Source organism: Ralstonia condita, assembly GCF_958405655.1.
In the GTDB taxonomy this organism is placed as follows: domain Bacteria; phylum Pseudomonadota; class Gammaproteobacteria; order Burkholderiales; family Burkholderiaceae; genus Ralstonia; species Ralstonia condita.
The window spans coordinates 385,523-412,444 of sequence record NZ_CATYWO010000004.1 but is presented as its reverse complement, the minus strand read 5'-3'; the positions used below and the strand labels follow the sequence as shown (position 1 = coordinate 412,444).

The following is a 26,922-nucleotide window of genomic DNA, read 5'->3' as shown; positions in this document are numbered from 1 at the left end:
CCCACAAGGCGGCCGACATCGCCGAACTGCTCCCGCATCGCTGGACGCCCAGCGCCACCTAGCTGGCAAGACGGGTTCACCGGGTGCTTACGCATCTCCTCTATATCCCATTCTTCTTAAGGGCGGCAGCTGAACATGTGACGGTCTGGTATGGCGACGGTGACCATCATGAACACACAAAACATGATCTTCCGGCGCTCTACCACTATGACGACGCTGGTGTTGAAAAAGCAGTGAAACGGAAAGCGGCTCGCATCGCCGCGCGGAACAAGACATGACAGCACAGAATTTTGAGCAAGGGCGTCGTCAACGCTTCTTGGACCGGCGGTACTTTGAGTGGCTCTCCAAGTTTCTTCAGGAGACCACCGAGCATTGGAAGCATTCGATACCTGCCAACGGTTCCGAGGCAGAACGTAAGGCAACTGCGGCTTGGTTGCGAGCGTTGGGCCAATATCAGCTCATGATGCTGCGCTACACCGCTGGTGGTGCCATCGAGCCGATGAGGGGGGAACTCGAAGACGTCATTACAAGCTTTGAGGCGTACAGCACTCTGAATCGCGTCGCAGAAGAGTCTGCGACATATCCGCCGTTTGTGTTCAGCGAGGTTTACCTCTATGAACTGGCCATGCAGTTGATTGGCCTGTGCTACCTGCTGCATCGAGTCGACTTGCTGCCACGATTGGCCGCAATGCTCGACCCGGCCTATCTTGGTAAGGACACCCTTTACGAAGACTTGCTGGCGTACGAGTTGGAAGGCCGGTACGACGTCGATCAGTGGTTCCACGACAGGCCGTACCGCGATCTGATCAATAGCCTGTATCGGGACACTGATGAAGAGAGCATTGCGGATTTGAAGCAGTATCTCGAGATCTGGTACTCGGCAATGGAGAAGACGCCATGGCACGGTGCTCACCTGAAGCAAGCTGACGAGAGCGGCACCTACTACGGCTATTGGGCCATTGAGGCGGCGGCCGTGACTTATCTGCTGGGGTTGGACGACTCCAGCTACCGAGACCACGTGGTCTACCCGAAAGACCTAGTGGATTTTGCGAGGAAGCTTGATGCTGGCGCCGACGGAAGCAACTCTGACCGTCTTAGCTTGCGTTGCGAAGCAGGGGAGACTTGCCCGAAGGCGGGCTATTGGCTTACCCCCGCAAAAGCTGGTTCCCGGCGGTATTTTGCGCATGGTGAGGTAATGCCGACTGTCGCTTCCGACTACGGCAGCACCATCTGGCAGTGGGACAACGATCAATCTGATCCAAAACTGTAGTGTCGTCCTAGGGGCGTGATGCCTTGCGAGGTAGTAAATAAGGCGGACTGTACACGCGCTCCACAAGGCGTTCGAGCCGGCCCAGGCGCAGTCGCCTGAACCGGTGCGGGGTAGCGACCCGAGGTCATAGAGTTTCACCCTGTAGTCAGTAGTCGTCGTTGACCGCGTAGGGTGGAATGGCTAGAATGCGCGCTTCGTCGCACGGGCTCCTTCGTGCGGTGCAGGTTTGGGAGACGTGGCCGAGAGGTCGAAGGCACTCCCCTGCTAAGGGAGCATCCGGGCCAAAACCTGGATCGAGGGTTCGAATCCCTCCGTCTCCGCCAGCAGTGGCGGAACAACCCCGGAAGATTGCGGTCTTCCGGGGTTTTCTTTTTTCTGGCCCATTTGCCGGCCTCAGGCATCGCCAAGTGTCGAGTTAGCTTTTGTGCGAACCGACACGTAGGCTCGGTATCAGCATCTCGTTGATGTCGAGGTCGCGTATCAAGTAGTGGGGCGCATCTGTGTCTTGCCCTGGGTGATGTCGCCGGAGAGCCAAGTAAGGGCCTCTGAGCTGAAATGAGTCGCTACCCGTTCCGGGCTAAACAATTCGCGCCGCTCTTGCGTGCGCGCAAACTTTGCCTGATGGGCGGTAACGGGACCGCCGTCGAAGGTCGGTAGCAACTCCTCATTCTGGAATGCCTATCTGACAACATCGAACATCGGCGCGAACCGAGAGCCCTCCGGAAATTTCTCGCGATCGAGTGGCAGACAGCGCGGTGCAGAGACACGCAGCATTGTGTTGTCCCGCAGGCATCTCATTCGTGCCAACTTTGCTCAACTTTGCTCAATCCTGCCATTCTTGTGACAAGATACGCCAGCAATCGAATTGAGTAGTTAGCCGAGAGTAACTAGATGAGTGACCAGTCGGACGAAATCCTCACGATTGATGAGGTTGCGGCCTACCTAAAGGCTGGGAAACGCACGGTTTACCGTCTTGCCGCAAGCGGCCAAATCCCCGCTTTCAAGCTTGGCGGCACCTGGCGTTTCCGTCGCGGCGAACTGGATCAGTGGATCGCCAGCCGTATCGGCAAAGCAGCGGTCGACAGTGAGGACGGAGGTGCAGAATGAGTAGCATCGACGCTGCTCTTCAAAGCAAGGCCAACCTGCAACAGCTTGAAGCCATCCTAGCCACCGAAGGCCCTGTGCTCATCATTGCGGGTCCAGGCTCTGGCAAGACCTTCACGCTGGTCGAGCGTATCGTCTATCTCATCACGCAAAAAGGCGCCGCGCCAGAGTCGCTTTTTGTTGTCACTTTCACTGATAAGGCTGCGCGCGAGCTCACCACCCGTATTTCGAACCGGCTGTCCGAGCTGGGCATCCAGTTCAACCTGAACGAGATGTACCTCGGTACATTCCATTCCATCTGCCTGCGCATGTTGGAGGACTTCCGCGAGTTCACACGGCTAAAACGCAGCTTCACACTGTTTGACCAGTTTGACCAGCAGTACTTCCTGTACCAGCACATCAAGCACTTCCGTGAACTGCCCGACGCCCAACTCGTGATGGGCGACGACCAGTCGGGTCGTTGGTCGCAATCGGAAAACCTGCTCAAATGGCTCAACAAGGTCAGCGAGGAAGCCCTCGATGTTGCAGCGCTCGCGGCGGCTCCCGAAGTGGAGATCCGCGCGCTGGCAGCATGCTTCGCCAAGTATCAGGAACTGCTGCACGAGAGCAACTCGCTCGACTTCTCCGGCATCCAGTATGAGGCGCTGCAACTGCTGGAGAGGCGCCCCGAAGTGCTGGGGAAATTGCGCGAGAAGCTGACCTACCTGATGGTGGACGAGTATCAGGACACCAACACCATTCAGGAGCGCATCCTGTTGTTGCTGGCGGGCGAGAAGAGGAATCTGTGCGTTGTCGGCGACGACGACCAGGGCTTGTACCGTTTTCGCGGCGCGACGATCCGCAACATTCTGGAGTTTCCCTCACTGTTCGACGATGGCCAGTGCCAGCAGGTCAAGCTGACCGTCAACTACCGTTCGCACCCGGACATCATCCGCTTCTACAACGAGTGGATGCGTGAACAGACGTGGGACGACGGCACTCGCGCTTTCCGTTTCGCCAAGCAGATTGTGCCGCGCGAGGACGACTTCCCAGCCGTCCCTACGGCAGTGCAATTGGCCGCCAGCGACGAGCAGGATGAAACTACCAACTGGCATGCTGAGGTGCTGGCCTTCCTAAATGGGCTGAAGGACGCGGACAAGCTTTCGGACTGGAATCAGGTAGCCTTCCTGTTTCGCTCCGTCAAGAACGATAAGGTGGTTGCGCTGGCACGCTTTCTTGAAGCCCAAGGCGTGCCCGTTTTCTCGCCTCGCTCAAACATGTTCTTCGAGCGCGAGGAAGTCCGCCTGATGATCGGTGCGTTGATCTTCCTGTTCCCGCAGTTTCCCAAGGTGCGGGTTTGGGCGGAAGGTGTCACCTTGCCCGTCTGGAACTACTACGACCACCAGTGCTTCGCGGCCTTCACGGCGGAGCTGCGCAAGCCGGAGAACAAGCCATTGCTGGATTGGGCGCGTCCGCTGGCCAAGCGCCATGCCGTGCTGGCGCAGAACACCGACTACGCCTTCTCTGGATTGTTTTACCAACTGCTCCAGTTCCCACTATTCTCGCGCTTCCTTACCGAAGAAGCCGTGCAGGGCGTGGATAGGGGCCGCGCGGCGCGCAATCTTGGCACTTTCTCCAAGCTGCTTACCAAGTTCGAGTATCTGCACTTCGTCAGTGTGCTGAACCCGGAATGGCTGGAAAAGAATATCCGCGACCTGTTCAACCAGTTCCTTCGCTTTCTTCAGGACGGCGGCATTGGCGAATATGAGGACGAATCCGAGTACGCCCCCAAGGGCTGCGTGTCCTTCCTGACCATTCACCAGTCGAAGGGGCTGGAGTTCCCGGTCGTCGTCTGCGGTTCGCTGGAGGCGGTGCCGCGCAAGCAGTACGGCGAACTGGACGTGCTGCTGGAAGACGGAGGTTACCTCTCGAAAGAACGCTTCGAGCCGCTCGACCACATCAAGAACTTCGACTTCTGGCGTTTGTTCTACACCGCGTTCTCGCGTGCGCAGAACTTGCTGGTGCTGGCCTCGCAGGTGAAGCATGGGCGCGGCAAGTCACCGTCCAAATACTTCGCGAGGCTCTTCAACGAGTTGCCGAGCTGGCGCGACGTTGACCTCTCCGCGCTGACCTTCGAGGCCGTCAAGCAAATCAACCTCAAGCGCGAATACTCCTTCACCTCGCACATCACCGTGTTCGAGAACTGTGCAGAGCAGTACCGCTTCTTCAAGGAACTGGAGTTCGCCCCCATTCGCGAAAGCCCGATGCTGTTCGGTACGCTGGTGCATCAAACTATCGAAGACATCCACAAGACGGTGTTGCGCGGTGAGGAGGCAACTCTCAGCCATGGGGCTATAGAAGGCTGGTTCTCGGCCAACTACGCCATGCTGTCGAAGAAGGAGCGAGTGTATCTTGCCCCGTCTTCACAGCAGGCAGCGTTGCTGCACGTTCTGCGCTACTACGACCGTGAGAACGGCAACTGGGATCGCATCAAGGAGGCCGAGGTCGAGATTTCGCTGGTCAAGGATCAGTACATCCTCAAAGGTAGCGTTGACCTCATTCGCGGCGAGCAGGATACGGTCGAGATCATCGACTTCAAGTCGGAGAAGAAGCCCGACATGGAGAAGGACCGGGATCGGCTGCGCCAATACCAGCACCAATTGGAGGTATACGCCCACTTGGTCGAGGAGCGCACCGGCCAGCAGGTTAGCCGGATGCACCTGTACTACACCGGTGAGGACGGCGGCAATCCCTACGTCTCTTTCAACAAGGACGACCGTGCTATTGGGAAGACCATCATGCGCTTCGATGACATCGTGACGCGCATCGAGCGGCAGGACTACGGCATCGCCGCGCGACCGACCAAGCTGTGCCAGAACTGCGACATGCGCGCTTACTGCGACAACAAGAACTGGAAATTTAGGAAGAACGACTAATGACGAAGACGACCACGTCCGTGCAGGAAAACTTGCAATTGGTCGCCCCCAATGGGGGCGCAATCAACGTCGAAAAGTATGAATTTGAGCCAATCAAGGGCTATCCGATGTTGAACTGGCGCGGTAAGCGCCCGTTTGCGTCGACGCAGTACTATCCAGCTCAGTTGAAGGAAATCCACGGCGAGGAAGTGGACGGATGGCGCAACAAGATTTTTTGGGGCGACAACCTTCAGGTGATGAGCCACCTGCTGAAGGAGTTTCGAGGAAAGGTTGATCTGATCTACATCGACCCTCCCTTTGACTCTAAGATCGAATACAAGAAAAAAATCAAGGTTAACAAGCAAAGCGCCGAGAGCGCCTACACAGCGTTTGAAGAAAAGCAGTACACCGACGTCTGGACAAACGACGAGTATCTGCAGTTCATTTACGAGCGCGCAATCCTGATGCGAGAACTGCTGGCTGAGGATGGCGTTTTTTGTCTTCACTGCGACTGGCACAAATCGCACTATTTGCGTGCTCTGCTGGATGAGATCTTTGGTCCGGGGACATTCCAAAACGAGATCGTCTGGCACTACTACAACAAGATGCAGGGCAATATCAATCGCTTTGCATCGGATCATGACGTGATATTGGTCTACTCCAAGTCTGGCAAGTTCCAGTTCAACAAATTGCGCGAGAAGCGAGACGAACCGGTTCAGCAAATCAAGCGCGTCTGGGACAAGGCGACGCAGTCATTGGTAAATGCCAAGGATGAGAACGGCAACGTCGTTTACATCACTTCAACTCACAAGACCATCGACGACGTTTGGCGGCTTCCCATGTTGCAACCAGCCGATCGGGTGGAGGTTGTTGGGTATCCGACACAGAAGCCTGAAGCTCTCCTAGAGCGGATTATTCTTGCCTACTCGAATCCTGGCGACATTGTGTTTGACTGCTTTATGGGGTCTGGGACTACCCAGGCAGTCAGCAGCAAGTATGGTCGTCGCTACGTCGGCAATGACATTAACTTGGCATCTATCCAGACGACGGCAAAGCGGCTTCTAGCTGTTCACGAAGAAATAGTGGGCCCGAACTACAAGCCAAGCATCAAGAACGGCTTGCGCGGCGGGGAGGACCTGCTGTCTGGCGAAGATGATGACGGGGAGATCGCAGTAGCGGATTGGACTGCAGTTTTCAATGTTCCCAAGGTCTATCCGGGCTTCGAGGTGCACACCGTTAACCACTACGATGTCTTCCGCAACCCTGTCCAAGCAAAAGACTTGCTGATCGAAGCGCTGGAAGTGCAGAAGTTGGAATTCAGTACCGTGTTCGACGGCGAGAAGGATGGACGCATGGTCAAAATCATGCCCGTCAATCGCATCGCGACGCGCGCCGACCTGAACGAATTGATCGCGGGCTTCGATTACAAGGCGTGGGAGCGCAAGCAGAAGGAAAGCCCGAACCGGCCGGTCGAGAAGATCACTCTCGTCTGTATGGGCCATGAGCCGGACTTGGCCGCGCAACTAGAACTGGCGGCCAAGCCCTTCAAGATCAACGTAGAAGTGGTCGACATCCTACGCGACAAGGCCGATCTTGAGTTCAAGCGCGATTCGCAGGCTAGGCTCGCCATCAAGAAGGGCAAACTAGTCATCGAGAAGTTCTACCCGATGAATCTGCTGCAAAAGCTCTCGCTCCAGAAAGAGTCAGTCGACGACTGGAAGGAACTCGTCGAATCCGTGCTGATCGACTGGAATTATGACGGCGCAGTGCTGCAACCGGCGGTAGTGGATATTTCGGGCAAGGAGGATCTGGTCAAGGGCGTGTACACGGTACCGGAGGACGCGGGCACCATTCGCGTGAAGATCACCGACCTGCTTTCGGAATCGTGGGAAGGGAGCATCAGCAATGGCGACTAAACGCGCAGCGACGAAGGCCACCAGCAAAGCGTCCAGCGCGTCGATGGATTTCGCATTCTTCCGCTTTCTGTGGCAGTTCTACCAGTCCAATCGGGGCGCAATCCGGCAGAACTACAAGGAGCTGACCCGCAAGTTCCTCGACTTCAATAATCCGGAGAAGAACCCCAAAGCCTTTCTACGGCAACCGCAGTTCGAGGCGCTGGAGACCTATGTTTTCCTGAAGGAGTTCATCGGTAACGCAAAGGTCGAGGAGATCTTCAAGGCATGGTACGAGCGCAGCGGTAAGTTTGAGGGGCGCAAGTTCGGCTCCTTCCTTGGTACTGCAGGGCAGGAGATGTTCGAGTTCGGCGAAAGCGACGAGCTGGAATTGAACTCGTACAAGGTTCTGTTCGAGAAGATGCGTAAGAACTCGCGCGCCTATCCGAACTACATCTTTGCGCTGACGATGGGAACGGGCAAAACCATCCTCATGGCCACCTGCATCTTTTACGAGTTCCTGCTCGGCAATAAGTTCGAGAAGGATGCGCGGTACTGTCACAACGCGTTAGTGTTCGCCCCGGACAAGACGGTACTTCAGTCGCTCAAGGAGATTGAGTCTTTCGATTTGACTCGTGTTGTGCCGCCGGAGTACGTCAGCTTCCTGACGACACACCTGCGCTTCCACTACTTGGAGGAGGCGGGAACCTCGCTCGACACGCTGGATCGGTCGCGCTTCAACATCATTGTCTCTAACACCCACAAAATCATCCTCAAGCGCCAGCGTAGAGACAAGACCCCTACTGCCAAGCTCTTTGGTGCGACTGGCGACATCTATGCCACCCCTAGTGTCTATGCCAACGCGGCCGATCTGTACGCCTTCGACCAACCAGAGGAAGAGGGAGATTTAACCACCAACCAGCGATTCGAGAAATTGTGCCGTCTGGAGCAACTCGGCATCTATGTGGACGAGGCTCATCACGCCTTTGGCAAGGCGTTAGCCAAAGACATGGGGACGGTCTCAACAGAAACCAGCCTTCGCAAAACTATCGACGAGCTGGCGGCAAGCCTGAATGTAGCAGGAACCCGTGTGGTGGCCTGCTACAACTACACCGGTACGCCCTACGTCGGACGCGAGGTGTTGCCCGAGGTTGTGTACGCTTACGGCCTCAAGGAGGCTATCGACAGAGGCTTCCTCAAGAAAGTGGTGTTGCACGGCTACGCCAACACCCGCACTGATGAGTTTGTTGACATCGCAGTTGAAAACTTCCTAAAGGAGTCCGGCGAACTGCGCCCGGACGGCCTACTGCCCAAATTAGCATTCTTCGCCGCTACCATCGACGAGTTGACCGGCGAGCTGAAGCCTGCGGTTGAGCGGGCGCTCATCAAACATGGCATCCCGACCTCGCGCATCTTGGTCAATGTCGGCGATGAGAAGCACACAACCAACGATGACATCCGCGAGTTCAACCGCCTTGACACCCAGGGCTCGGAGAAGCAGTTCATCTTGCTAGTCAACAAGGGACGCGAAGGCTGGAATTGTCGCTCGCTGTTCGGTGTGGGCCTGTTCCGTGAGCCGAAATCCAAGGTTTTCGTATTGCAAGCCACCATGCGCTGCTTACGCGCCATCGGCGGGGCTCAGCATACCGGCCATGTCTTCCTTTCGAACGACAACCTGCAAACGCTGAACGATGAGTTGCAGCAAAACTTCCGCATCAGCGTCGACGAGCTGCAAAAGACGGCCAGCGACAAGGAACGAGTGGAAGTACGCGTGGTAGAGCCGCCGGTCAAGATCAAGCTGGTACGTGTACGCAAGCAATACGAGATGCGCGAAAAGCAGTTTGCGCCAGGTCAGGCGTTGGGCTTAGATCGCAACGACCGGGAAGCATGGAAAACGCTGGTGGAGAAGTACCGGCTGATCGAGACGCAGCAAGAAGGTTTAACTGTCGCTGATGCCGCGCGCACTTCGGCTAGTCGTACCCTCGATCTGACCGCACTGCGCGAGAAGCGGACGTTCTCGCGAATGATGTTGATTGCGGAGGTGTCACGGTACATCAACCGTAGCCCGCTGGAGATCGAAGAGCTACTCGACTCGACAAAAGAGGGCACCGACGAGCTGGTGGCGATGACCAATGAGTTCAACGAGTTGCTCTACGATGAGATCATCCCGCGCTTGTTTCGGCAGCTTTACGACCTGGACGAATCGCAGCAAACGGAGGAGCGCGAGGTCGATCTGATCAAGATGCCTCCGAACGGCTACTACGAGGTGACTGCCTTCAAAAAGAAAATCGTCCGCATGGTCGACAGCGGGATCAAGGACGACGAGCGCGCCAAGAGCTTCCACCTCGACACCTACTGCTTCGATTCAAGGTCGGAAAACCAGTTGTTCTGGGACTTGCTGCGTGAGGAGCGCGTGAAGAAGGTCTATTTCACCGGTATGTTGACCCACGGCCAGTCTGACTTCTTCATACAGTACATCGACCCGGAATCGCGCACGGTGCGCAGCTACTATCCGGACTTCATTTTTGAGCGTGAAGATCCGGATGGCAGTCTGAAATACGTGATTGTCGAAGTGAAGGCTGACAATCAAGTCGAGGACGCTGTGGTGCAGGCTAAGAAAGACTTCGCCCAACAGATCGCGGTGGCCAGCGGCATGGAGTACCGCATCCTGAAATCTACGGATGCGGACAATCACCGCTACCGGATTCTGCTATAGCGGCGCCGAGCACGTGGGGAGGCAAAAAAAAATGGCACTGGGACGAATCGAACGCATCCTGATTCTGGCGAAGACCTACCCCTCACCTAGCGCACAGTACGTCGAAACGTCCTGTGTTGCGGGTATCGCTCAGAACGGATCGATGCGCCGTCTCTTCCCTGTGCCGTTCCGGATGATCGAAGACGGACAGCAATTCAAGAAATGGCAGTGGATCGATGTGCGAGTCGACAAGGCCACCAAAGATCATCGGCCAGAAAGCCACAAGGTCTACGTCGACACGATTAACTGTGGCGACGTGATTGACACCAAAAAGGCGTGGGCAGGCCGATGGGAGTGGTTGGACAAGATGCCGACGTTCGACAGTTTGGATGCGATCGATGCGGCAAGGCTTGCAGATGGGCTGTCGCTCGCACTGCTGCGCCCAAAGCGGCTGCTTAGTCTTGAGGTCATCAAGGCCAGGAACGCAGATTGGACGGATGAAGAGCGGGAAAAACTGTTACAGGAGCAGATGCAAGGCAATCTCTTTTCGGAGGCCGAGGAGAGGCGGCGAGTGAAGCAGCTGCGCAAGGTGCCGTTCGACTTTTACTACAGGTACGTATGCGACACGCCTGAGGGCGAGAAGGAGCACAAGCACAAAATCGTTGATTGGGAAGCTGGCGCGCTATTTTGGAGGTGTCGCCAGAGCCATGGTCCTGACTGGGAGAAGCCGTTCCGGGCCAAGCTGGAGGAAGATCTCGGAAACAAAGATTTGATGTTTCTGATGGGCAACCAGCACCGCTTCCAAGACCAGTGGCTGGTTATCAGTCTGGTTTACCCGCCTAAGCGAAAGCCAATTGACGAGCGGCAGGGCTTGCTGTTTTAGCGCCGCCGATCGAGATGTGTTCGATCTCAGCGCCACAGTGCACACTCACCGCGTTCGCGACCATTGAGCGGTGGCAGAAGTTAAAGTCGGCCTCGTAGCAGAGCAACGCGCAGTTTGACGAGCCTACCAAGTCAGACAGTTCAGCGATGGCGCGAGCTTGCGTAGTCAAGTGCTTGAGGAAGCCCTGGGTGTAGCGCTTCCAATTGCCATCCTCGCGATAGCGATCGCGCACTGGCTTCGGGCATCCTAGATCGGCCATGTGGACGTATTCGAGGCCAGAGAGATTGAGCACGCCCGCCAGTGCTTTCTTCGAGAAGCCGGGCTTGCGTGACAGGGGCAACTCCCGGATATCAACGACAGTGTCGATTGCGTGCTCCGCGAGTAGCGACATAAACGTGTCGATGTCCAAGCCTTCGTAGCCAATGGTGAAAACAGTCATCAAAGAGCTCCGTCGAAAGGTGGCGCAGCGGATGATACCGGTCCGGGCGCGACTTGATATTCGTGACAACTCGCCGGTTGAGCGGCGGGGCGACTTATCGGATCACTGTCAATGTCCTGGCTGAGCAGGAGACAACGTCAATGTTTCGCACGCCGTACTATCCACCGATATGGATCGACATGGATTTATATCCGCGCAGAATGCCTACATGGTGCCTACACGTAGACCAGAAAAGCAAAAGGGTTTGCAAGCGCTAACCTGCAAACCCTTCTGGTATTTGGTGGCGAATCAGGGACTCGAACCCCGGACCTGCGGATTATGATTCCGTCGCTCTAACCGACTGAGCTAATTCGCCGAAGAAGCGGGATTATACCGCCTCCGATGAAGGTGTCAACCCCCTCGTCAATCGTTGCGATAGATGTCCACGTCCTTGGTTTCGCGCACGAACAGCGCCCCGATCACGAAGGTGAGGCCGGCGATCCAGATCGGATACCACAGCCCGTGATAGATGTTGCCGTTCTGCGCCACCAGGGCGAAGGAGATGGTCGGCAGCAGCCCCCCGAACCAGCCGTTGCCGATGTGATACGGCAGCGACATCGACGAATACCGGATGCGTGTTGGGAACATCTCTACCAGCATCGCGGCGATCGGGCCGTAGACCATCGTGACGTAGATCACCAGGATGACTAGGATCACCAGCACCATGACCGTGTTCATCTGCGCCGGATCGGCCTTGGCCGGGTAGTTGGCAGCCTTCAGTGAGTCGGACACCTGCTTCTTGAAGTCGGCGATCTTCGCCTTGCTGTCCGCGTCGAAGTTCTGGCCGTCGGCGGTGCGGCTGGCGTTGAGCGAGGCGATCTCCTTGCCCCCGATCGTGACCGAAGCCACGGTGCCCGCCGGCGCATCGACCGATTCATAGCTGGCCGAAGACTGCGCGAGCGTGCGCTTGGCGATGTCGCACGACGAACGGAAGTCCACCTCGCGCGCGATCGGGCTGCCCTGGAACGAGCATTCGTTCGGATCGGCCTTGACGACGATCTGTGCGGTTTGCTGGGCGCGCTCCAGCGCCGGATTGGCGTAGTGCGTGAGTGCCTTGAACAAGGGGAAATACGTCAGCACGGCCAGCAGGCAGCCGGCCATGATGATCCACTTGCGGCCGATGCGATCGGAGAGCGAACCGAAGAACACGAAGAACGGCGTGCCGATGGCCAGCGCCACCGCAATCAGCACGTTGGCCGTGAACGCGTCCACCTTGAGCACTTGCGTGAGGAAGAACAGCGCGTAGAACTGGCCCGTGTACCACACCACGGCCTGGCCGGCGGTCAGGCCGATCAGCGCCAGGATCACGATCTTGAGGTTGCGCCACTGACCGAAGGCTTCCGTCAGCGGGGCCTTGGAGGTCTTGCCCTCAGCCTTCATCTTCTGGAACGCCGGAGACTCGCTCATCGACAGACGGATGTACACCGACGTGGCAAGCAACAGGATCGACACCAGGAACGGGATGCGCCAGCCCCAGTCATCGAACGCCTTGCCGGTCAGCTCCCGCACCACCAGGATGACGATCAGCGACAGGAACAGGCCGAGCGTGGCCGTTGTCTGGATCCAAGACGTGTAGGCGCCACGGCGGCCGTGCGGGGCATGTTCGGCGACGTACGTGGCGGCGCCACCGTATTCACCGCCCAGTGCGAGGCCTTGCAAGAGACGCAATGCAATGAGAATGACCGGCGCCGCTACACCAATCGTGCCGTATGAGGGCAGCAGGCCGACGATGAACGTCGAGGTGCCCATGATGACGATAGTGACCAGGAACGTGTACTTGCGCCCGATCATGTCGCCCAGGCGACCGAACACCAGCGCGCCGAACGGACGCACCAGGAAACCCGCCGCAAAGGCGAGCAGCGCAAAGATGAACCCCGCCGTTGGATCGAGCCCGGAGAAGAACTGTTTGGCAATGATGGCCGCGAGCGAGCCGTAGAGGTAGAAGTCGTACCACTCGAACACCGTCCCCAGTGACGAGGCGAAGATGACCTTCTTCTCCTCTCTCGTCATGGGCGCGGGCTGCATGCGCCTGGTGGGCGCATTCGGTGCACTCTGCACGGTTGCCATGTTGTCTCCTCTTTTAATAGGTCGTCCCGCTGGGCATGGACATGACAACGCAACGCAATCGCCCGCGGAATCGTGAACGATTGTGGGAAGCGAAACTTACGGCGTTCTGACAAACGCTTGCGCGGATTCCGCTTGGGCAACTTCGTCAGGACCCCCGGAAAATCAGGCACTTGAGGCGATGTTCCCCACAGGGGATCGCTCGCTCGCAGATCAGTTCTGCTCGTGCATTGCACCATCAAGAACGATACGGCCGCATCCCGCTCCGCTGGGCATCTGGCAGACCGGCAGATGTGCATACGCACAAGAAGGCCGGACATGCCCCGGCTGTTCCTGTCGCTGACTGCGATTGCGGCGTGAAAACCTGCGCCACGTATGACCGCATCGCTAGGGAAAACCACTATCACAGAGATGCCGTTTCGGGCGTGCCCAGTAAGAGTTCAGTCAGTTTCGCTAATGAGAATCGGCGCATCGATCCCAAGAGAGAACGAGGAGACCGGCGATGCAAGATGGATTGGTTGGAAAAATCGAAGCGCATCCCAAGTATGCGGAGCTCAAGCGGCGCCGCAATAAGTTGGGCATCTTCCTGACGGTGCTGATGATGGTCGTGTACTACGGCTACATCGCACTGATCGCATTTGATAAATCGTTTCTCGCCAGGCCCGTGGGCACAGGCGTGACGAGCGTTGGCGTGCCAGTCGGCGCGGCGGTGATCCTCTTCACCATCATCATCACGGGCATCTACGTGCGCCGCGCAAACAGCGAATACGATCAACTGACGCAGGACATCCTGAAGGACGTCGCCAAATGAAGAAAACCCTTTCCCTGATGCTGGTGGCCTTGCTGGCCGCTGGCGCTTGCGGCGCGGCCATGGCTGCGGGCGGCGATGTCGGACAGACCGCCAAGCAGGCCACCAACACCACGGCCATCGTGCTGTTCGCGGTGTTCGTGGCGGGCACGCTGTGGATCACCAAGTGGGCGGCGTCGCGTACGCGCTCGGCTGCCGATTTCTACACGGCCGGCGGCGGCATCACTGGTTTCCAGAACGGCCTGGCGATCTCGGGCGACTACATGTCGGCCGCATCCTTCCTGGGTATCTCGGCTGCCGTCATGACCTCCGGCTATGACGGGCTGATCTACTCGATCGGCTTCCTGGTCGGCTGGCCCGTCATCACCTTCCTGATGGCGGAGCGGCTGCGCAACCTCGGCAAGTTCACCTTTGCCGACGTCGCCGGCTATCGATTCCAGCAAGGGCCGATCCGCAGCTTCGCGGCCGTCGGCACGCTGATAGTCGTGGCGTTCTACCTGATCGCGCAGATGGTCGGTGCGGGCCAGCTCATCAAGCTGCTGTTCGGTCTCGACTACTGGGTGGCGGTCGTCATCGTCGGTGCGCTGATGATGGTCTACGTGCTGTTCGGCGGCATGACCGCAACGACCTGGGTGCAGATCATCAAGGCGTGCATGCTGCTTGCAGGTGTGACGTTCATGGCGATCATGGTGCTGGCGCAGTATGGCTTCAGCCCGGAAGCGCTCTTCGCCAAGGCGGTCCAGGTCAAGGCCGCGATCGCCGCCAATGCGGGCAAGTCACCTGACGACGCTGCAAAGATCGGCCTGTCGGTGATGTCGCCGGGCGGCTTCATCAAGGATCCGATTTCGGCAATCTCGTTCGGCATGGCGCTGATGTTCGGTACGGCCGGTCTGCCGCACATCCTCATGCGTTTCTTCACGGTGCCGGATGCCAAGGAAGCGCGTAAGTCGGTGTTCTGGGCCACGACCTGGATCGGCTACTTCTACGTCCTGATCTTCATCATCGGCTTTGGCGCGATCACGCTGGTGCTGACCAATCCCGAACTGGCCGACGTGGCCAAGGGCGTGATCAAGGGCGGCGCCGGCACGGCCAACATGGCTGCGGTGCTGGTGGCCAAGACGGTTGGCGGCGACGTGTTCTACGGGTTCATCTCCGCGGTGGCTTTCGCCACGATTCTTGCGGTGGTGGCGGGGCTGACGCTGTCCGGTGCCTCGGCCGTGTCGCACGACCTGTACGCAACCGTGTTCAAGAACGGCAAGGCCAACAGCGCAGACGAACTGAAGGTCTCGCGCATCACCACGGTGGTGTTGGGCATCATCGCCGTGCTGCTGGGCATCGCGTTTGAAAAGCAGAACATCGCCTTCATGGTGTCCCTGGCGTTTGCCGTGGCGGCTTCGGCCAACTTCCCGGTGCTGTTCCTCTCGATGCTGTGGAAGGGCTGCACCACGCGCGGCGCGGTCATCGGCGGCTTCCTGGGCCTGATTTCGTCGGTGGGTCTGACGATCGTGTCGCCGTCGGTGTGGGAAGCCACGCTGGGTTATCCGAAGGGCTCCGCCTGGTTCCCGTACACGTCGCCGGCACTGTTCTCGATGACGATCGGCTTCGTGGGCGTGTGGCTGTTCTCGGTGCTCGACACGAGCGTCCGCGCCAAGAATGAAAAGGCTTCCTTTGCCGCACAGCAGGTGCGCTCGGAGACCGGCCTCGGCGCTGCCGGTGCATCGGGCCACTAACCGGCCAACCCGCGGCCCCGCGCCGCGCTGACGGAGGGCGGACGATGGAAAACATCGCCCGCCCTTCAGGCCACCATGCCCAGCGCCTTCAATTTTTCCGTCTGGCCCTTCGATTGCCTGACCCAGGATGAACAGCGCCTGGTGCGAGACGCCGTCGATATCGGCTACTACCCCGAAGGCCAGGTCATCCTGGATGTCGGCACGGCGCCGCAGCATCTGTTTGTCATCATCAAGGGCGCTGTCGCCCAGTATGACGGTGACGAGCTGATCGCTACCTATGGCGCCGACGACTGCTTCGACGGGCGCGCGCTGGTGGCAGGCAAGGCCAGCAGCCGTTTCGTTGCCGCCGAAGAGGTCATCGCCTATCAGGTCGCACGCCAGGCGGTGCGCGATCTGATCGCTGCCAACGCCACATTCGGTGCGCTGCTGTTCTCCGACCTCGGCAGCAAGCTCGGTGTGATTGCGCAGCGGCAGAGCATGGAAACAATGCAGTCGCTCGCTGTCTCGCGCGTGAGCGACGCGTTCATCAGGCCTGCCCATTTCGTCGATGCCGGCATCGACGTGGTCTCCGTGGTCAAGCTGTTCCAGGCGCACAACACGTCCAATGTGCTGGTGCGCGATGGCTCCACGGAGCCGGCGCGCCTGGGCATCTTCACGCGCAGTTCCTTGCAGCGGGCCATCCTGGAGGGGACGCAGCTCGATCGCCTGCCAGTCGGGCGGATGAGCCAGTTCTCGCTCATCACCATACCGACGTCCGCGCAGATCGGCGACGCGCTGACGCTGATGCTGCGCCATCGCGTACACCGGCTGGTGGTGACCCATGAAGACGACATCGTCGGCCTGCTCGAGTCGCTGGACGTGTTCAGCTTCCTGGCCAACCACTCGTATCTGCTGACCGTGCAGATCAATCTGGCGCAGGATCTGGATGCCCTCGCGCAGGTGGCATCGCAGGTCACTCGCATGGTGTCACTGCTGCTGCATGGCGGCTCACGCGTCGATCACATCGCCAACCTTGTGCGCGAGATCAATGCGCGCCTGTTCGAGCGAGCGTGGCAGATGATCGCGCCTCCTGAGCTGGTAGCCAACAGCTGTCTCTTCGTCATGGGTAGCGAGGGCCGTGGGGAACAGCTCCTCAAGACGGACCAGGACAACGCGCTGGTGTTGCGCGATGGCTATGCGCCGCCGCCTGATCTGCAGGGGATCGTCACGCGCTTTTCGGATGCGCTCGCTGCCTTTGGCTACCCGCCTTGCCCGGGCGGTGTCATGCTCAGTCGACCAGAATGGTGTCTGAGCGTCAGCGATTTCACCCGGCGCATCCGCGAATGGCTGATCCTGCCGAGCCCGGAGGGTCTGATGAATCTTGCGATCTTCTTTGATGCGCACGCGGTGTGCGGGGATGCTTCCCTGCTGCAGCAACTGAAGCGAACCCTGCTCGAATTGACGCTCGACAACGACGCCATGCTCGGCCGGTTTGCGGCTGCGATCGAGGCCTTCAGTCCGGCCTCGGGCTGGCGCAATCGCTGGTTGAACCTGGGCGATACCGACCCGGTGATCGACGTAAAAAAGGAGGGCATCTTCCCCATCGTTCATGGCGTGCGCAGCCTCGCGCTCGCGCACCGTGTCCTCGATGAGACCGGCACCGTGCAGCGTCTGAACGCGCTGGTGCGCGCCGAGGCAATCGACCATCAGACGGCGATGGAGTTGAGCGAGAGCCTCCACCTGCTGATGATGTTGCGCCTGAAGGCCGGCCTCGCTGAAATCGACGCGCATCAGCCCGTGTCTTGCGATGTCCATCCATCGCGCCTGTCGTCGTTGGAGCGCGACTTGCTCAAGGATGCGCTGAGCGCGGTCAAGCGTTTCAAGGCGCTCCTGCGGCAGCGCCTGCGCACCGAGTGGCTCTGAGCGGGTCGCGGACATGAACAGGTGGCTTGCAGACTCGCTGCAGGCGCTGCGCAGGCGGCGCTTGCTGGGCAAGCTGCGCGATCCGGCGTTCCGGTTCCTGTTCGATCCGCCGCCTGCCGACGAATGGGTCGCGCTCGACTGCGAAACCACCGGCCTGAACGTGCGCACCGACGAGATCATCTCCATCGGCGCGGTCCGCATTGTCGGCGATCGCATCCTGACCAGCGAACGCCTGGAACTTCTCATCAAGCCGCAGGGCGAAGTGGGCGCTGACAGCATTTGCGTGCACCGCTTGCGAAAACGGGATCTGGCCGATGGCGTGCCGGTTGAGCAGGCGGTCCGATCGTTGCTGCAGTTCATCGGCAGCCGGCCGTTGGTGGGCTACTACCTCGAATTCGATGTGGCCATGCTCAACCGGGTGCTGATACCGATGCTGGGTATCGGCCTGCCGCAGCCGAAGATCGAAATCTCCGCGCTGTACTACGACTACCGGTTTCGGCAATTGCCGCCCTACCGGCAACAGGGTGACCCGGATCTGGACCTGCGGTTCTCCACCTTGATGGCCGAGTTGGGCCTGCCGACGTGGGATGCGCACGACGCGCTCAACGATGCCGTGATGGCCGCGCTTGCCTTCGTCAAGCTGCGCCACCTGGGTGCGGCTTGATGCTGTGCGCGGCGAGCCTTGTCGGCGCCTCAGATGGAAGGCGGCCGTGATTGATCCTGGGCAGGCGCCTGTGCAGCCTCGGCGTCGTGTTCGGCTGCGTCCGCGGCGCGGTTGGTCCGCCATGCATAGAGCACCGTGATCAGTACGTAGGCGATGGGCGCCCCCTGGCTTGCCACCCAGTAGGCAAACGGCCAATCGAAAATGCGCATCGACAGATCGCGGGCGAAGAACGCCACTACGAAGGTCACCACGAACCACACGCCAAGCAGCGCGGCAATCCAGCGCATGTTGGTGATCCAGCGGCGGCGCGACGGTGTGCCAGGTGTGATGCTCATGCGCTGGGCTCCTCGCCGGGCGAGCCACGATGCAGCGTAATGCGAAAGCGTGCGCCGGCCATGCGCGGAGACGTCTGATACACGTTGTCGAGCACTTCGATGTCGCCGCCGTGCTGCTGCACGATTTCGCGCACGATGGCCAGGCCCAATCCGCTGCCTTCCGCCTGCGTACCCAGGATGCGATAGAAACGCTGCATGACGCGTTCACGTTCTGCCACAGGGATGCCGGGGCCGGTGTCGTCGACGTCGATGAAGACGAAGGGCTCGAACGGCGCAGTGGTGATGCGCACGGTGATGCGGCCGCCCTCGGGCGTGTAGCGGATCGCGTTGTCGAGCAGGTTGTTGAGCATCTCGGCGAGCATCGTCGCATTGCCGGAGATCCTGACCGGAGCGCCGGGCTCCTCGAAACCGAGATCGATGTGTTTGGCCCATGCCTTCGAGAGCCAGTCGGCCACCACCTCGCGTGATAGCGCACAGATGTCCAGCGGCACCATGCCGTCGGTCGCGCCCATGTTCTCCATGCGCGCAAGCGAGAGCAGTTGCTTGACCAGGTGCGCGGTGCGATCCGAACTGTCGGCGATATGTGCGAGCGTGCGGCGCAATTCGTCAGGCGATTGCTCGCGCTGGGCGAGCTCGGCCTGCATGCGCAGACCTGCCAGCGGCGTCTTCATCTGGTGCGCGGCGTCGGCAATGAAACGCTTTTGCGTGTGCACCGATTGCTCCAGCCGCCCGAGCAGATCATTGAACGACGCCACCAGCGGGGTCAGCTCCTGCGGCGCGGCGCCTTCGTCGATGGGGCTGGTGTCTCCCGGGTTGCGCGCTCGGATGCGCTCCTGGATGGCATTGAGCGGCGCCAGACCCCGCGTGAGCCCGAACCACACCAGGATCACCGCCAGCGGCAGGATCACGAACTGCGGCAGGATCACGCCCTTGATGATTTCATTGGCCAGTTGCGCACGCTTGTCGAGCGTCTCGGCCACCTGCACCAGCGCGGGTTTGCCGGCGGCGCCGGGCTGCTGCACGTACGTGTAGGCAACGCGGATGTCCGCGCCATGGATACGTTCGTCGCGCAGCTGAACCAATCCGCCGGCACCCGCATCTTCCTCGGGAGGCAAGGGTAGGTCGCGGTCACCCGAGACGAACTCGCCATTGGTGCCGAGCACCTGGTAATAGATGTTGTCGGTTTCGTCCGCGCGCAGGATCTCGCGCGCCGAGATCGGCAATTGCAGCGTCACGCGACCGTTCACTTCGCGCAATTGCTGACTGAGCACGATGGCACTCGATTCCAGCGCGCGGTCGTAAGGCGCGTTTGCAATCGACTTGGCCACCAGGTAGGTCACAGCAATGCTCATCGGCCAGAGCAGCAGCAGGGGCGCCAGCATCCAGTCGAGAATCTCGCCGAAGAGCGAGCGCGCGACGGGCCGCGAGGCGTCGTCTTCCAAGTGGGGAAGGGTGTCAGCGAGGTCGCGGTCGTCAGCCGTGGGCGCGGTGCCGGGACGTTCCGGTCGCGGTGCCCGGGGGCGGCGCCAGGGCCAAGCCAGCCGATCAACCATGGGCGGCAGCCGGGGCCGTGGTGGCAGCGCGTTCCAGGCAATAGCCGAGCCCGCGGACGGTGGCAATGCGGATGCCATCCACCTCGATCTTCTTGCGAAGCCGATGGATATAGACCTCGATGGCGTTGTTGCTCACTTCCTCGCCCCAGCCGCATAAGTGGTCGACCAGCTGTTCCTTCGACACCAGCCGGCCCACGCGCGCGAGCAGAATCTCCAGCAGGCCGATTTCGCGAGCGGAGAGCTCGACCACCTGGTCATGGATATAGGCGATGCGCCCCACCTGGTCGAACGCCAGCGGACCATGCCGGACCAGCGTCGCGCCGCCGCCCGCGCCGCGCCGCACGAGTGCGCGCACGCGCGCCTCCAGCTCCGACAGGGCGAAGGGTTTGGCCATGTAATCGTCGGCGCCCAGGTCCAAGCCCTTGACGCGCTCTTCCACACTGTCTGCGGCGGTCAGGATCAGCACCGGCAGCATCGCCCCGCGCGAGCGCAGGCGCTTGAGCACCTCCAGCCCCGACATGCGCGGCAGGCCCACATCGAGGATCAGCAAGTCATAGGTTTGCGCTGTCTGGGCGGACAGCGCAGCGTCGGCGGCCGCGCCATCGGCGGCACGGTCGACGGCGTAGCCCGCCTGGCGCAGCGAACGGGTCAGCCCGTCGGCCAAGGTGGCGTCGTCTTCGGCAATCAGAATGCGCATGCGTGTCTCCCCGCGATGCTGGGGCGAGGTTTCTGTTTCGCCCATTCCGCCGCTACATGGTTTTTGCGCGACACGAAATCCGGGAGACTTGTCAAAACCACTGGTTTTTTATACAGTGTCTCGAATTCGCCGTGCTGTAGTCTTGGCGGCGCTAAAGTGATGAAACTGGGCTGGGATGTGCGGCCCGTTGTTGCAGACAACCGCTGGAATCGCAAGCCCTTGCGGCCAGTTTATACACCAATTTGCACGAAGGACGACCATGGAAGACGGCAAGAAGGCAGCCACGATGAGCGCGGAAAAGCAGAAAGCGCTGGCTGCCGCGCTCGCGCAGATCGAAAAGCAGTTCGGCAAGGGCTCGATCATGAAGATGGGCGACGCCGAGGTGGAGCCGGTCCAGGTCGTGTCGACGGGTTCGCTGGGGCTCGATGTGGCACTGGGCGTCGGTGGCCTCCCGCGCGGGCGGGTGATTGAAATCTACGGCCCGGAATCGTCAGGCAAGACCACGCTGACACTGCAAGTGGTTGCCGAGATGCAGAAGCTGGGCGGCACGTGCGCCTTCATCGACGCCGAACATGCCCTAGACGTCACGTATGCCGACAAGATTGGCGTGAGCGTGCCGGACCTGCTCATCTCTCAGCCGGACACGGGTGAACAGGCCCTGGAAATCGCCGATGCGCTGGTGCGCTCGGGCTCGGTCGACCTGATCGTCATCGACTCGGTGGCCGCGCTGGTGCCGAAAGCTGAAATTGAAGGCGAAATGGGCGACGCGTTGCCTGGCCTGCAGGCCCGTCTGATGAGCCAGGCGCTGCGCAAGCTGACCGGCACCATCAAGAAGACCAATTGCATGGTCATCTTCATCAACCAGATCCGCATGAAGATCGGCGTGATGTTCGGCTCGCCGGAAACCACCACCGGCGGCAACGCGCTCAAGTTCTACGCGTCGGTGCGCCTGGACATCCGTCGTATCGGCTCGATCAAGAAGGGCGACGACGTGGTTGGTAACGAAACCAAGGTCAAAGTCGTCAAGAACAAGGTGGCGCCGCCGTTCCGGGAAGCCATTTTCGACATTCTGTACGGCCAGGGTGTGTCCCGCGAGGGGGAAATCATCGACCTGGGTGTGGAAGCCAAGGTCGTCGAGAAGTCCGGTGCCTGGTACAGCTACGGCGGCGAGCGCATCGGCCAGGGGCGCGACAACTGCCGCGAGTACTTGCGTGAGAACCCCGACCTGGCTCGCGAGATCGAGAACAAGGTCCGCGAGGCGCTGGGCGTGACGCCGATGAGCGCCGTAGCGGTGGCCGAAGAAGTCGAAGGCGAGTAATTGGGCCGGCCGTCGGCGCAGATCGGCGGCTCTATCGAGATTGAATACGCCTGCCGTTCCCCAACGGCGGGCGTTTTTTCTTTTGGTGCTGAATCAATGCCATTGCCGCGTCAACCGTTATCGCTGAAGGCGCGTGCGCTGGGGTATCTCTCGCAGCGCGAGCACAGCCGGACGGAGCTTCGCCGCAAGCTGGCTCCGCATGCCGAGTCCGCTGAGGCGTTGGATGCGCTCCTGGACTGGCTGGAGCACGAAAACTGGCTTTCGAACGCTCGCTTTGCCGAAAGTGTGGTGCACCGTCGCGCGGGCCGCTACGGCACCGCCCGTCTGATGCAGGAGTTGAAATCCCACCAACTCGGCGCTGAGACACTCGACGAGGTCAAGGCGCAACTGCAAGACACCGAAGCCGCGCGGGCAAAGGCGTTGTGGGAAAAACGCTTCGGCTGCCCACCTGCCGATTTGGCCGAACGAGCAAAGCAGGTTCGCTTCATGATGGCGCGTGGCTTCTCTCGTTCTGTGGTGTCTCGCATCATCGCCGGCTCGGAAGAATTGCTGGATGGCGGTGACGAATCCAGCTGAATATCGGCGATCTCGCAACAATTGCCGATGACAATCGGCTTGGGTCTCGGTCTTTTCGGTTGTATCGATGGCGCTTGTTGCGACCACTCTGTCACCGCAATGCAGCATGCGACCCGGTTCGGTTGCGACGACGTGTTAAAATCCACGACTTTGATGCCGTCTTCTACTTCGGTGGCAAGACGATTGCGTTCGTGTTTAGCGGCTCATGCGCCGCTGCGCGCGTCCCGTAGGTGATGCACGAGATCCGTGTGCGCCTGCCTCCATCGGTCCTATCGGTCTGTCTGGTCCATGCCTTTGTCCACGCCCGTCCCGCGCGTCATGCGCCACCGCCGTGCCATCACGGTGGAGGCCTATTTGCGGGAAGACGGCCTGTGGGACATCGAAGCGCGCCTGACGGACACCAAGCCACGCGATATCCCGCTTGCCAGCGGGGGCGTTCGTCCACAGGGCGAACCTCTGCACGACCTGTGGCTGCGCGTGACCATCGATACCCGCATGAACATCGTGGAAGCTGAGGCGTGCTCTGATTGGGTGCCTTATCCCACACATTGCGACACCATCGGGCCGGCCTACCGCAAGCTCATCGGTTTGAATCTCATGAAAGGGTTCCGCAAGGCATCCCGTGAGAGACTCGGCGGCGTGGCGGGGTGTACGCACCTGACGGAGTTATGCGGCGTGCTGCCCACCGCGGCCATCCAAGCTTTCGCGGGCGACGTCTTCCCGGTGCGCGACAACTCGAACGATGTGCGACCGGTCGAGCCTGGCGAAACGCCGCCTTATCAACTCCACGGCTGTCACGCCCTGCATTTCGAGGGCGAAGTGGTCCGTAAGCATTACCCGCGCTGGTTTGCCTATCAGCCGCAACCTGAATCGCAAGCCAAGCCGCCAGCCAAGATCCTACCGCCAGTCACCGAGCCGTCGCCCGGGCCGTCGTCCTGACGAATCCGCGCCGCTCGCGTTTTCAACATTCATCACACTCACTCTGCCTAGCAAAGGAAACACGCATGAATATCCATGAGTACCAAGGCAAGGAAATCCTGCGCAAATACAATGTGCCGGTTCCGCGCGGCATTCCGGCCTTCTCGGTCGACGAGGCTATCAAGGCCGCAGAAACCCTGGGCGGCCCGGTGTGGGTCGTGAAGGCACAGATTCATGCGGGCGGCCGTGGCAAGGGCGGCGGCGTGAAGGTGGCCAAGAGCATGGAGCAGGTCAAGGAATACGCCAGCAGCATCCTGGGCATGACGCTGGTGACGCACCAGACCGGTCCGGAAGGCAAGCTGGTCAAGCGTCTGCTGATCGAAGAAGGCGCGGACATCAAGAAGGAACTGTACGTGTCGCTGGTGGTGGACCGTGTGTCGCAGCAGGTCGCGCTGATGGCCTCGAGCGAAGGCGGCATGGACATCGAAGAAGTCGCAGAATCGCACCCGGAAAAAATCCACACGCTGCTGATCGATCCGCAAGCCGGCCTGCAAGACGCCCAGGCTGACGACATCGCCCGCAAGATCGGCGTGCCCGACGCGAGCGTGCCGCAAGCCCGCCAAGCCCTGCAGGGCCTGTACAAGGCATTCTGGGAAACCGACGCTTCGCAAGCTGAAATCAACCCGCTGATCCTGACCGGCGACGGCAAGGTCATCGCGCTGGACGCCAAGTTCAACTTCGATTCGAACGCGCTGTTCCGTCACCCGGAAATCGTTGCCTACCGCGATCTGGATGAAGAAGACCCGGCCGAAATCGAAGCCTCGAAGTTCGACCTGGCTTACATCTCGCTCGACGGCAACATCGGTTGCCTGGTGAACGGCGCCGGCCTGGCCATGGCCACGATGGACACCATCAAGCTGTTCGGCGGCGAGCCGGCCAACTTCCTCGATGTGGGCGGCGGTGCCACCACTGAGAAGGTGACCGAAGCCTTCAAGCTGATGCTGAAGAACCCGGACGTGAAGGCCATCCTGGTCAACATCTTCGGCGGCATCATGCGTTGCGACGTGATCGCCGAAGGCGTGATCGCGGCGGCGAAGGCTGTGTCGCTGTCGGTGCCGCTGGTCGTGCGCATGAAGGGCACCAACGAAGACCTCGGCAAGAAGATGCTGGCTGACTCGGGTCTGCCCATCATTGCCGCAGACACGATGGCAGAGGCCGCCGAGAAGGTCGTGGCCGCAGCCGCCGGCAAGTAAGCCGCCCGCTGACCCAACCATACGCGAACGCGAGTTGCGCCCGCTGCTGAGTACGTCGGCGAGGCTCGCTGCATAAAAGGATTACAGCATGTCGATTCTGATCAACAAAGATACCAAGGTCATCACCCAGGGGATTACCGGCAAGACCGGCCAGTTCCACACCCGCGGCTGTCGCGATTACGCCAACGGCAAGAACTGCTTCGTCGCAGGCGTGAACCCGAAGAAGGCCGGCGAAGACTTCGAAGGCATTCCCATCTACGCAACCGTCAAGGACGCCAAGGCCCAGACCGGCGCGACCGTGTCGGTGATCTACGTGCCGCCCGCAGGCGCCGCTGACGCCATCTGGGAAGCTGTCGAAGCCGAACTTGACCTGGTGGTTTGCATCACCGAAGGCATCCCCGTGCGCGACATGATGATGGTCAAGGACAAGATGCGTAAGGCCGGTAGCAAGACGCTGCTGCTGGGCCCGAACTGCCCGGGCCTGATCACACCGGACGAAATCAAGATCGGCATCATGCCGGGCCACATCCACCGCAAGGGCCGCATCGGCGTGGTGTCGCGCTCTGGCACGCTGACGTACGAAGCCGTGGGTCAGCTGACCGCGCTGGGCCTGGGCCAATCGTCGGCAGTCGGTATCGGCGGCGACCCGATCAACGGTCTGAAGCACATCGACGTGATGAAGATGTTCAACGACGATCCGGAAACGGACGCCGTGGTCATGATCGGTGAGATCGGCGGTCCGGACGAAGCCAATGCGGCTTACTGGATCAAGGACAACATGAAGAAGCCGGTGGTTGGCTTCATCGCTGGCGTGACCGCGCCTCCGGGCAAGCGCATGGGCCACGCCGGCGCGCTGATCTCGGGCGGTGCCGACACCGCGCAAGCCAAGCTCGACATCATGGAAGCCTGCGGCATCAAGACCACCAAGAACCCGTCGGAAATGGCACGTCTGCTCAAGGCGATGCTGTAATCGGCAAGGTTTGAGGTTATGCGAGAACGGGAGGCCTGGCCTCCCGTTTTTGTTTGTGCGACACAATGTGGGCAATCCGGCATGTGCCGCAGGCACGGGATCGATATCTGCAAAACAGCAGTCCGTTGCTCCCACGACAAGACCAACTTCGGAACGTTCATGGCGCTTACGTCCAGCGCATTCTGGTTTGCCCTCGGCTCCATCATCCTGACCAACGTTGTGCTCTCCGGTGACAACGCGGTCGTCATCGCGCTGGCCGCGCGCAATTTGCCTACGCCGCAGCAGAGACGCGCGATTTTCTGGGGAAGCGCTGCCGCCATCGCGCTGCGCATTGTGCTGACCGTATTGGCTGTCAAGCTGCTGGCGCTGCCTTACCTGAAGACGGTTGGCGCGCTGCTGTTGATCTACATCGGGGTCAAGCTGCTGACCGAGGCCGAAGACAAGGCGACAGACCGCCACCAGCGCGACGGCCTATGGCCTGCCATCCAGACCATCCTCATCGCAGACCTCGTGATGTCGCTTGATAACGTCGTCGCCGTCGCGGCCGCGGCGGAGAAGGGGCCGCCGGGCACGACCTTCCTGTTGCTGGTGCTCGGGCTCGGGCTGTCGGTGCCGCTCATCATCTTTGGCAGCACGCTGCTCGTGGGAATCATGGCACGCTTCCCCATCATCGTGACGCTGGGGGCGGCGCTGCTTGGCTATCTGGCGGGGAATATGCTCGTGACCGATCCGGTGGACGCCGCGTGGTTTGACCAGGCGGTGCCGCATGCGGAGTTGGCGGCGGGGTGCGGCGGTGCGTTGCTCGTGATTGCGTTCGGGCGCTGGATCAGCAGGCGGGCGCCTCACCACGCATGACCATCCGGACGCACCTGCAAGAAGTGCTCTATACTGCTCTAAATTGACGAACTTCGTCAATTC

At 60.2% G+C, this 26,922-nt stretch carries 21 protein-coding genes and 2 tRNA genes; 17 read left to right on the top strand and 6 right to left on the bottom strand.

The genetic code is table 11. The annotated features are described in order from the left end of the window. The first annotated feature begins 274 nt into the window (after positions 1–274). The 7 genes from R2N03_RS15720 (at position 275) to R2N03_RS15690 (ending at position 10,738) form a co-directional block, all read left to right on the top strand. Positions 275–1,270, top strand: a complete 996-nt coding sequence (locus R2N03_RS15720) for a PoNe immunity protein domain-containing protein (RefSeq protein WP_316658585.1) — start codon at positions 275–277, stop codon at positions 1,268–1,270. A 229-nt stretch (positions 1,271–1,499) separates the two neighbouring features. Continuing rightward, positions 1,500–1,593, top strand: a tRNA-Ser gene (locus R2N03_RS15715). Positions 1,594–2,161: 568 nt separating this feature from the next. Further along, the gene (gene mads1 / locus R2N03_RS15710) at positions 2,162–2,377 is read left to right on the top strand and encodes a methylation-associated defense system helix-turn-helix domain-containing protein MAD1 (protein ID WP_316658584.1); all 216 of its coding nucleotides are present in this window, start codon (positions 2,162–2,164) and stop codon (positions 2,375–2,377) included. After that, entirely contained in the window at positions 2,374–5,289 is a 2,916-nt protein-coding gene (locus tag R2N03_RS15705; protein WP_316658583.1) for an ATP-dependent helicase, read from the top strand. Before mads1 ends, R2N03_RS15705 begins: the two co-directional genes overlap by 4 nt. Beyond that, the gene (locus R2N03_RS15700; RefSeq protein ID WP_316658582.1) at positions 5,289–7,184 is read left to right on the top strand and encodes a site-specific DNA-methyltransferase; all 1,896 of its coding nucleotides are present in this window, start codon (positions 5,289–5,291) and stop codon (positions 7,182–7,184) included. The genes R2N03_RS15705 and R2N03_RS15700 overlap by 1 nt, the downstream gene beginning before the upstream one ends. Beyond that, positions 7,174–9,876, top strand: a complete 2,703-nt coding sequence (locus R2N03_RS15695; protein ID WP_316658581.1) for a TnsA endonuclease N-terminal domain-containing protein — start codon at positions 7,174–7,176, stop codon at positions 9,874–9,876. Before R2N03_RS15700 ends, R2N03_RS15695 begins: the two co-directional genes overlap by 11 nt. 31 nt (positions 9,877–9,907) lie before the next feature. Continuing rightward, positions 9,908–10,738 carry a hypothetical protein gene (locus R2N03_RS15690; RefSeq protein ID WP_238500820.1) on the top strand — a complete coding sequence of 277 codons (831 nt, stop codon included), beginning with the start codon at positions 9,908–9,910 and terminating at the stop codon, positions 10,736–10,738. Here R2N03_RS15690 and R2N03_RS15685 read toward each other — a convergent pair. The 3 genes from R2N03_RS15685 to R2N03_RS15675 all read right to left on the bottom strand — a co-directional run bounded on the left by R2N03_RS15685 (position 10,695) and on the right by R2N03_RS15675 (position 13,283). Next, entirely contained in the window at positions 10,695–11,177 is a 483-nt protein-coding gene (locus tag R2N03_RS15685) for a DUF488 domain-containing protein (RefSeq protein ID WP_238500822.1), read from the bottom strand. The two genes, R2N03_RS15690 and R2N03_RS15685, sit on opposite strands and share 44 nt — an antisense overlap. 278 nt (positions 11,178–11,455) lie before the next feature. After that, positions 11,456–11,532, bottom strand: a tRNA-Met gene (locus R2N03_RS15680). 47 nt (positions 11,533–11,579) lie between these two features. Further along, positions 11,580–13,283: an MFS transporter gene (locus tag R2N03_RS15675; protein WP_316658579.1), complete on the bottom strand. Its 1,704-nt coding sequence runs from the start codon at positions 13,281–13,283 to the stop codon at positions 11,580–11,582. Between the two features lie 499 nt (positions 13,284–13,782). On the opposite strand from R2N03_RS15675, the gene R2N03_RS15670 reads away from it, so the two are divergent. The 4 genes from R2N03_RS15670 to R2N03_RS15655 all read left to right on the top strand — a co-directional run bounded on the left by R2N03_RS15670 (position 13,783) and on the right by R2N03_RS15655 (position 18,384). Then, positions 13,783–14,091: a DUF485 domain-containing protein gene (locus R2N03_RS15670; protein WP_316658578.1), complete on the top strand. Its 309-nt coding sequence runs from the start codon at positions 13,783–13,785 to the stop codon at positions 14,089–14,091. Next, positions 14,088–15,818, top strand: a complete 1,731-nt coding sequence (locus R2N03_RS15665; RefSeq protein ID WP_316658577.1) for a cation acetate symporter — start codon at positions 14,088–14,090, stop codon at positions 15,816–15,818. The genes R2N03_RS15670 and R2N03_RS15665 overlap by 4 nt, the downstream gene beginning before the upstream one ends. A 75-nt stretch (positions 15,819–15,893) precedes the next feature. Then, the gene (locus R2N03_RS15660) at positions 15,894–17,720 is read left to right on the top strand and encodes a DUF294 nucleotidyltransferase-like domain-containing protein (RefSeq protein ID WP_316658576.1); all 1,827 of its coding nucleotides are present in this window, start codon (positions 15,894–15,896) and stop codon (positions 17,718–17,720) included. Between the two features lie 13 nt (positions 17,721–17,733). Continuing rightward, on the top strand, positions 17,734–18,384 hold the full coding sequence (locus tag R2N03_RS15655; RefSeq protein ID WP_316658574.1) for a 3'-5' exonuclease: 651 nt from the start codon (positions 17,734–17,736) through the stop codon (positions 18,382–18,384). Positions 18,385–18,413: 29 nt separating this feature from the next. Here R2N03_RS15655 and R2N03_RS15650 read toward each other — a convergent pair whose 3' ends face one another. The 3 genes from R2N03_RS15650 to R2N03_RS15640 are packed head-to-tail and all read right to left on the bottom strand — an operon-like array spanning position 18,414 to position 20,969. Continuing rightward, a complete protein-coding gene (locus R2N03_RS15650; RefSeq protein ID WP_316658573.1) occupies positions 18,414–18,719 on the bottom strand; it encodes a sodium/substrate symporter small subunit in 306 nt (101 codons plus the stop codon). Continuing rightward, positions 18,716–20,272 carry a sensor histidine kinase gene (locus R2N03_RS15645; RefSeq protein WP_316658572.1) on the bottom strand — a complete coding sequence of 519 codons (1,557 nt, stop codon included), beginning with the start codon at positions 20,270–20,272 and terminating at the stop codon, positions 18,716–18,718. The genes R2N03_RS15650 and R2N03_RS15645 overlap by 4 nt, the downstream gene beginning before the upstream one ends. Further along, on the bottom strand, positions 20,265–20,969 hold the full coding sequence (locus tag R2N03_RS15640) for a response regulator (protein ID WP_316658571.1): 705 nt from the start codon (positions 20,967–20,969) through the stop codon (positions 20,265–20,267). The genes R2N03_RS15645 and R2N03_RS15640 overlap by 8 nt, the downstream gene beginning before the upstream one ends. 259 nt (positions 20,970–21,228) lie before the next feature. Between R2N03_RS15640 and recA the strand changes: the two genes are divergently transcribed. The 6 genes from recA (at position 21,229) to R2N03_RS15610 (ending at position 26,859) form a co-directional block, all read left to right on the top strand. Next, complete coding sequence (gene recA, locus R2N03_RS15635; protein WP_316658570.1) at positions 21,229–22,287, top strand: recombinase RecA; 1,059 nt, start codon at positions 21,229–21,231, stop codon at positions 22,285–22,287. Between the two features lie 96 nt (positions 22,288–22,383). Next, positions 22,384–22,863, top strand: a complete 480-nt coding sequence (recX, locus tag R2N03_RS15630) for a recombination regulator RecX (RefSeq protein WP_316658614.1) — start codon at positions 22,384–22,386, stop codon at positions 22,861–22,863. Between the two features lie 288 nt (positions 22,864–23,151). After that, complete coding sequence (locus R2N03_RS15625) at positions 23,152–23,802, top strand: DUF2889 domain-containing protein (RefSeq protein ID WP_316658568.1); 651 nt, start codon at positions 23,152–23,154, stop codon at positions 23,800–23,802. Positions 23,803–23,867: 65 nt separating this feature from the next. Further along, positions 23,868–25,034, top strand: a complete 1,167-nt coding sequence (gene sucC, locus R2N03_RS15620) for an ADP-forming succinate--CoA ligase subunit beta (RefSeq protein ID WP_092973140.1) — start codon at positions 23,868–23,870, stop codon at positions 25,032–25,034. Between the two features lie 88 nt (positions 25,035–25,122). After that, positions 25,123–26,004, top strand: a complete 882-nt coding sequence (gene sucD / locus R2N03_RS15615) for a succinate--CoA ligase subunit alpha (protein WP_116575903.1) — start codon at positions 25,123–25,125, stop codon at positions 26,002–26,004. Between the two features lie 159 nt (positions 26,005–26,163). Further along, positions 26,164–26,859: a TerC family protein gene (locus tag R2N03_RS15610; protein ID WP_316658565.1), complete on the top strand. Its 696-nt coding sequence runs from the start codon at positions 26,164–26,166 to the stop codon at positions 26,857–26,859. Positions 26,860–26,922 lie beyond the last annotated feature (63 nt).

What these genes read in the sequence shown, in the direction of transcription:
- R2N03_RS15655 (WP_316658574.1), top strand. Translation starts at nt 17,734, where the DNA reads ATGAACAGGTGGCTTGCAGACTCGCTGCAGGCGCTGCGCAGGCGGCGC.
- R2N03_RS15700 (WP_316658582.1), top strand. Translation starts at nt 5,289, where the DNA reads ATGACGAAGACGACCACGTCCGTGCAGGAAAACTTGCAATTGGTCGCC.
- R2N03_RS15705 (WP_316658583.1), top strand. Translation starts at nt 2,374, where the DNA reads ATGAGTAGCATCGACGCTGCTCTTCAAAGCAAGGCCAACCTGCAACAG.
- R2N03_RS15625 (WP_316658568.1), top strand. Translation starts at nt 23,152, where the DNA reads ATGCCTTTGTCCACGCCCGTCCCGCGCGTCATGCGCCACCGCCGTGCC.
- R2N03_RS15720 (WP_316658585.1), top strand. Translation starts at nt 275, where the DNA reads ATGACAGCACAGAATTTTGAGCAAGGGCGTCGTCAACGCTTCTTGGAC.
- R2N03_RS15690 (WP_238500820.1), top strand. Translation starts at nt 9,908, where the DNA reads ATGGCACTGGGACGAATCGAACGCATCCTGATTCTGGCGAAGACCTAC.
- R2N03_RS15675 (WP_316658579.1), bottom strand. Translation starts at nt 13,283, where the DNA reads ATGGCAACCGTGCAGAGTGCACCGAATGCGCCCACCAGGCGCATGCAG.
- R2N03_RS15645 (WP_316658572.1), bottom strand. Translation starts at nt 20,272, where the DNA reads ATGGTTGATCGGCTGGCTTGGCCCTGGCGCCGCCCCCGGGCACCGCGA.
- mads1 (WP_316658584.1), top strand. Translation starts at nt 2,162, where the DNA reads ATGAGTGACCAGTCGGACGAAATCCTCACGATTGATGAGGTTGCGGCC.
- R2N03_RS15670 (WP_316658578.1), top strand. Translation starts at nt 13,783, where the DNA reads ATGCAAGATGGATTGGTTGGAAAAATCGAAGCGCATCCCAAGTATGCG.
- recA (WP_316658570.1), top strand. Translation starts at nt 21,229, where the DNA reads ATGGAAGACGGCAAGAAGGCAGCCACGATGAGCGCGGAAAAGCAGAAA.
- R2N03_RS15685 (WP_238500822.1), bottom strand. Translation starts at nt 11,177, where the DNA reads ATGACTGTTTTCACCATTGGCTACGAAGGCTTGGACATCGACACGTTT.
- R2N03_RS15665 (WP_316658577.1), top strand. Translation starts at nt 14,088, where the DNA reads ATGAAGAAAACCCTTTCCCTGATGCTGGTGGCCTTGCTGGCCGCTGGC.
- R2N03_RS15650 (WP_316658573.1), bottom strand. Translation starts at nt 18,719, where the DNA reads ATGAGCATCACACCTGGCACACCGTCGCGCCGCCGCTGGATCACCAAC.
- R2N03_RS15660 (WP_316658576.1), top strand. Translation starts at nt 15,894, where the DNA reads ATGCCCAGCGCCTTCAATTTTTCCGTCTGGCCCTTCGATTGCCTGACC.
- sucC (WP_092973140.1), top strand. Translation starts at nt 23,868, where the DNA reads ATGAATATCCATGAGTACCAAGGCAAGGAAATCCTGCGCAAATACAAT.
- R2N03_RS15695 (WP_316658581.1), top strand. Translation starts at nt 7,174, where the DNA reads ATGGCGACTAAACGCGCAGCGACGAAGGCCACCAGCAAAGCGTCCAGC.
- R2N03_RS15640 (WP_316658571.1), bottom strand. Translation starts at nt 20,969, where the DNA reads ATGCGCATTCTGATTGCCGAAGACGACGCCACCTTGGCCGACGGGCTG.
- recX (WP_316658614.1), top strand. Translation starts at nt 22,384, where the DNA reads ATGCCATTGCCGCGTCAACCGTTATCGCTGAAGGCGCGTGCGCTGGGG.
- sucD (WP_116575903.1), top strand. Translation starts at nt 25,123, where the DNA reads ATGTCGATTCTGATCAACAAAGATACCAAGGTCATCACCCAGGGGATT.
- R2N03_RS15610 (WP_316658565.1), top strand. Translation starts at nt 26,164, where the DNA reads ATGGCGCTTACGTCCAGCGCATTCTGGTTTGCCCTCGGCTCCATCATC.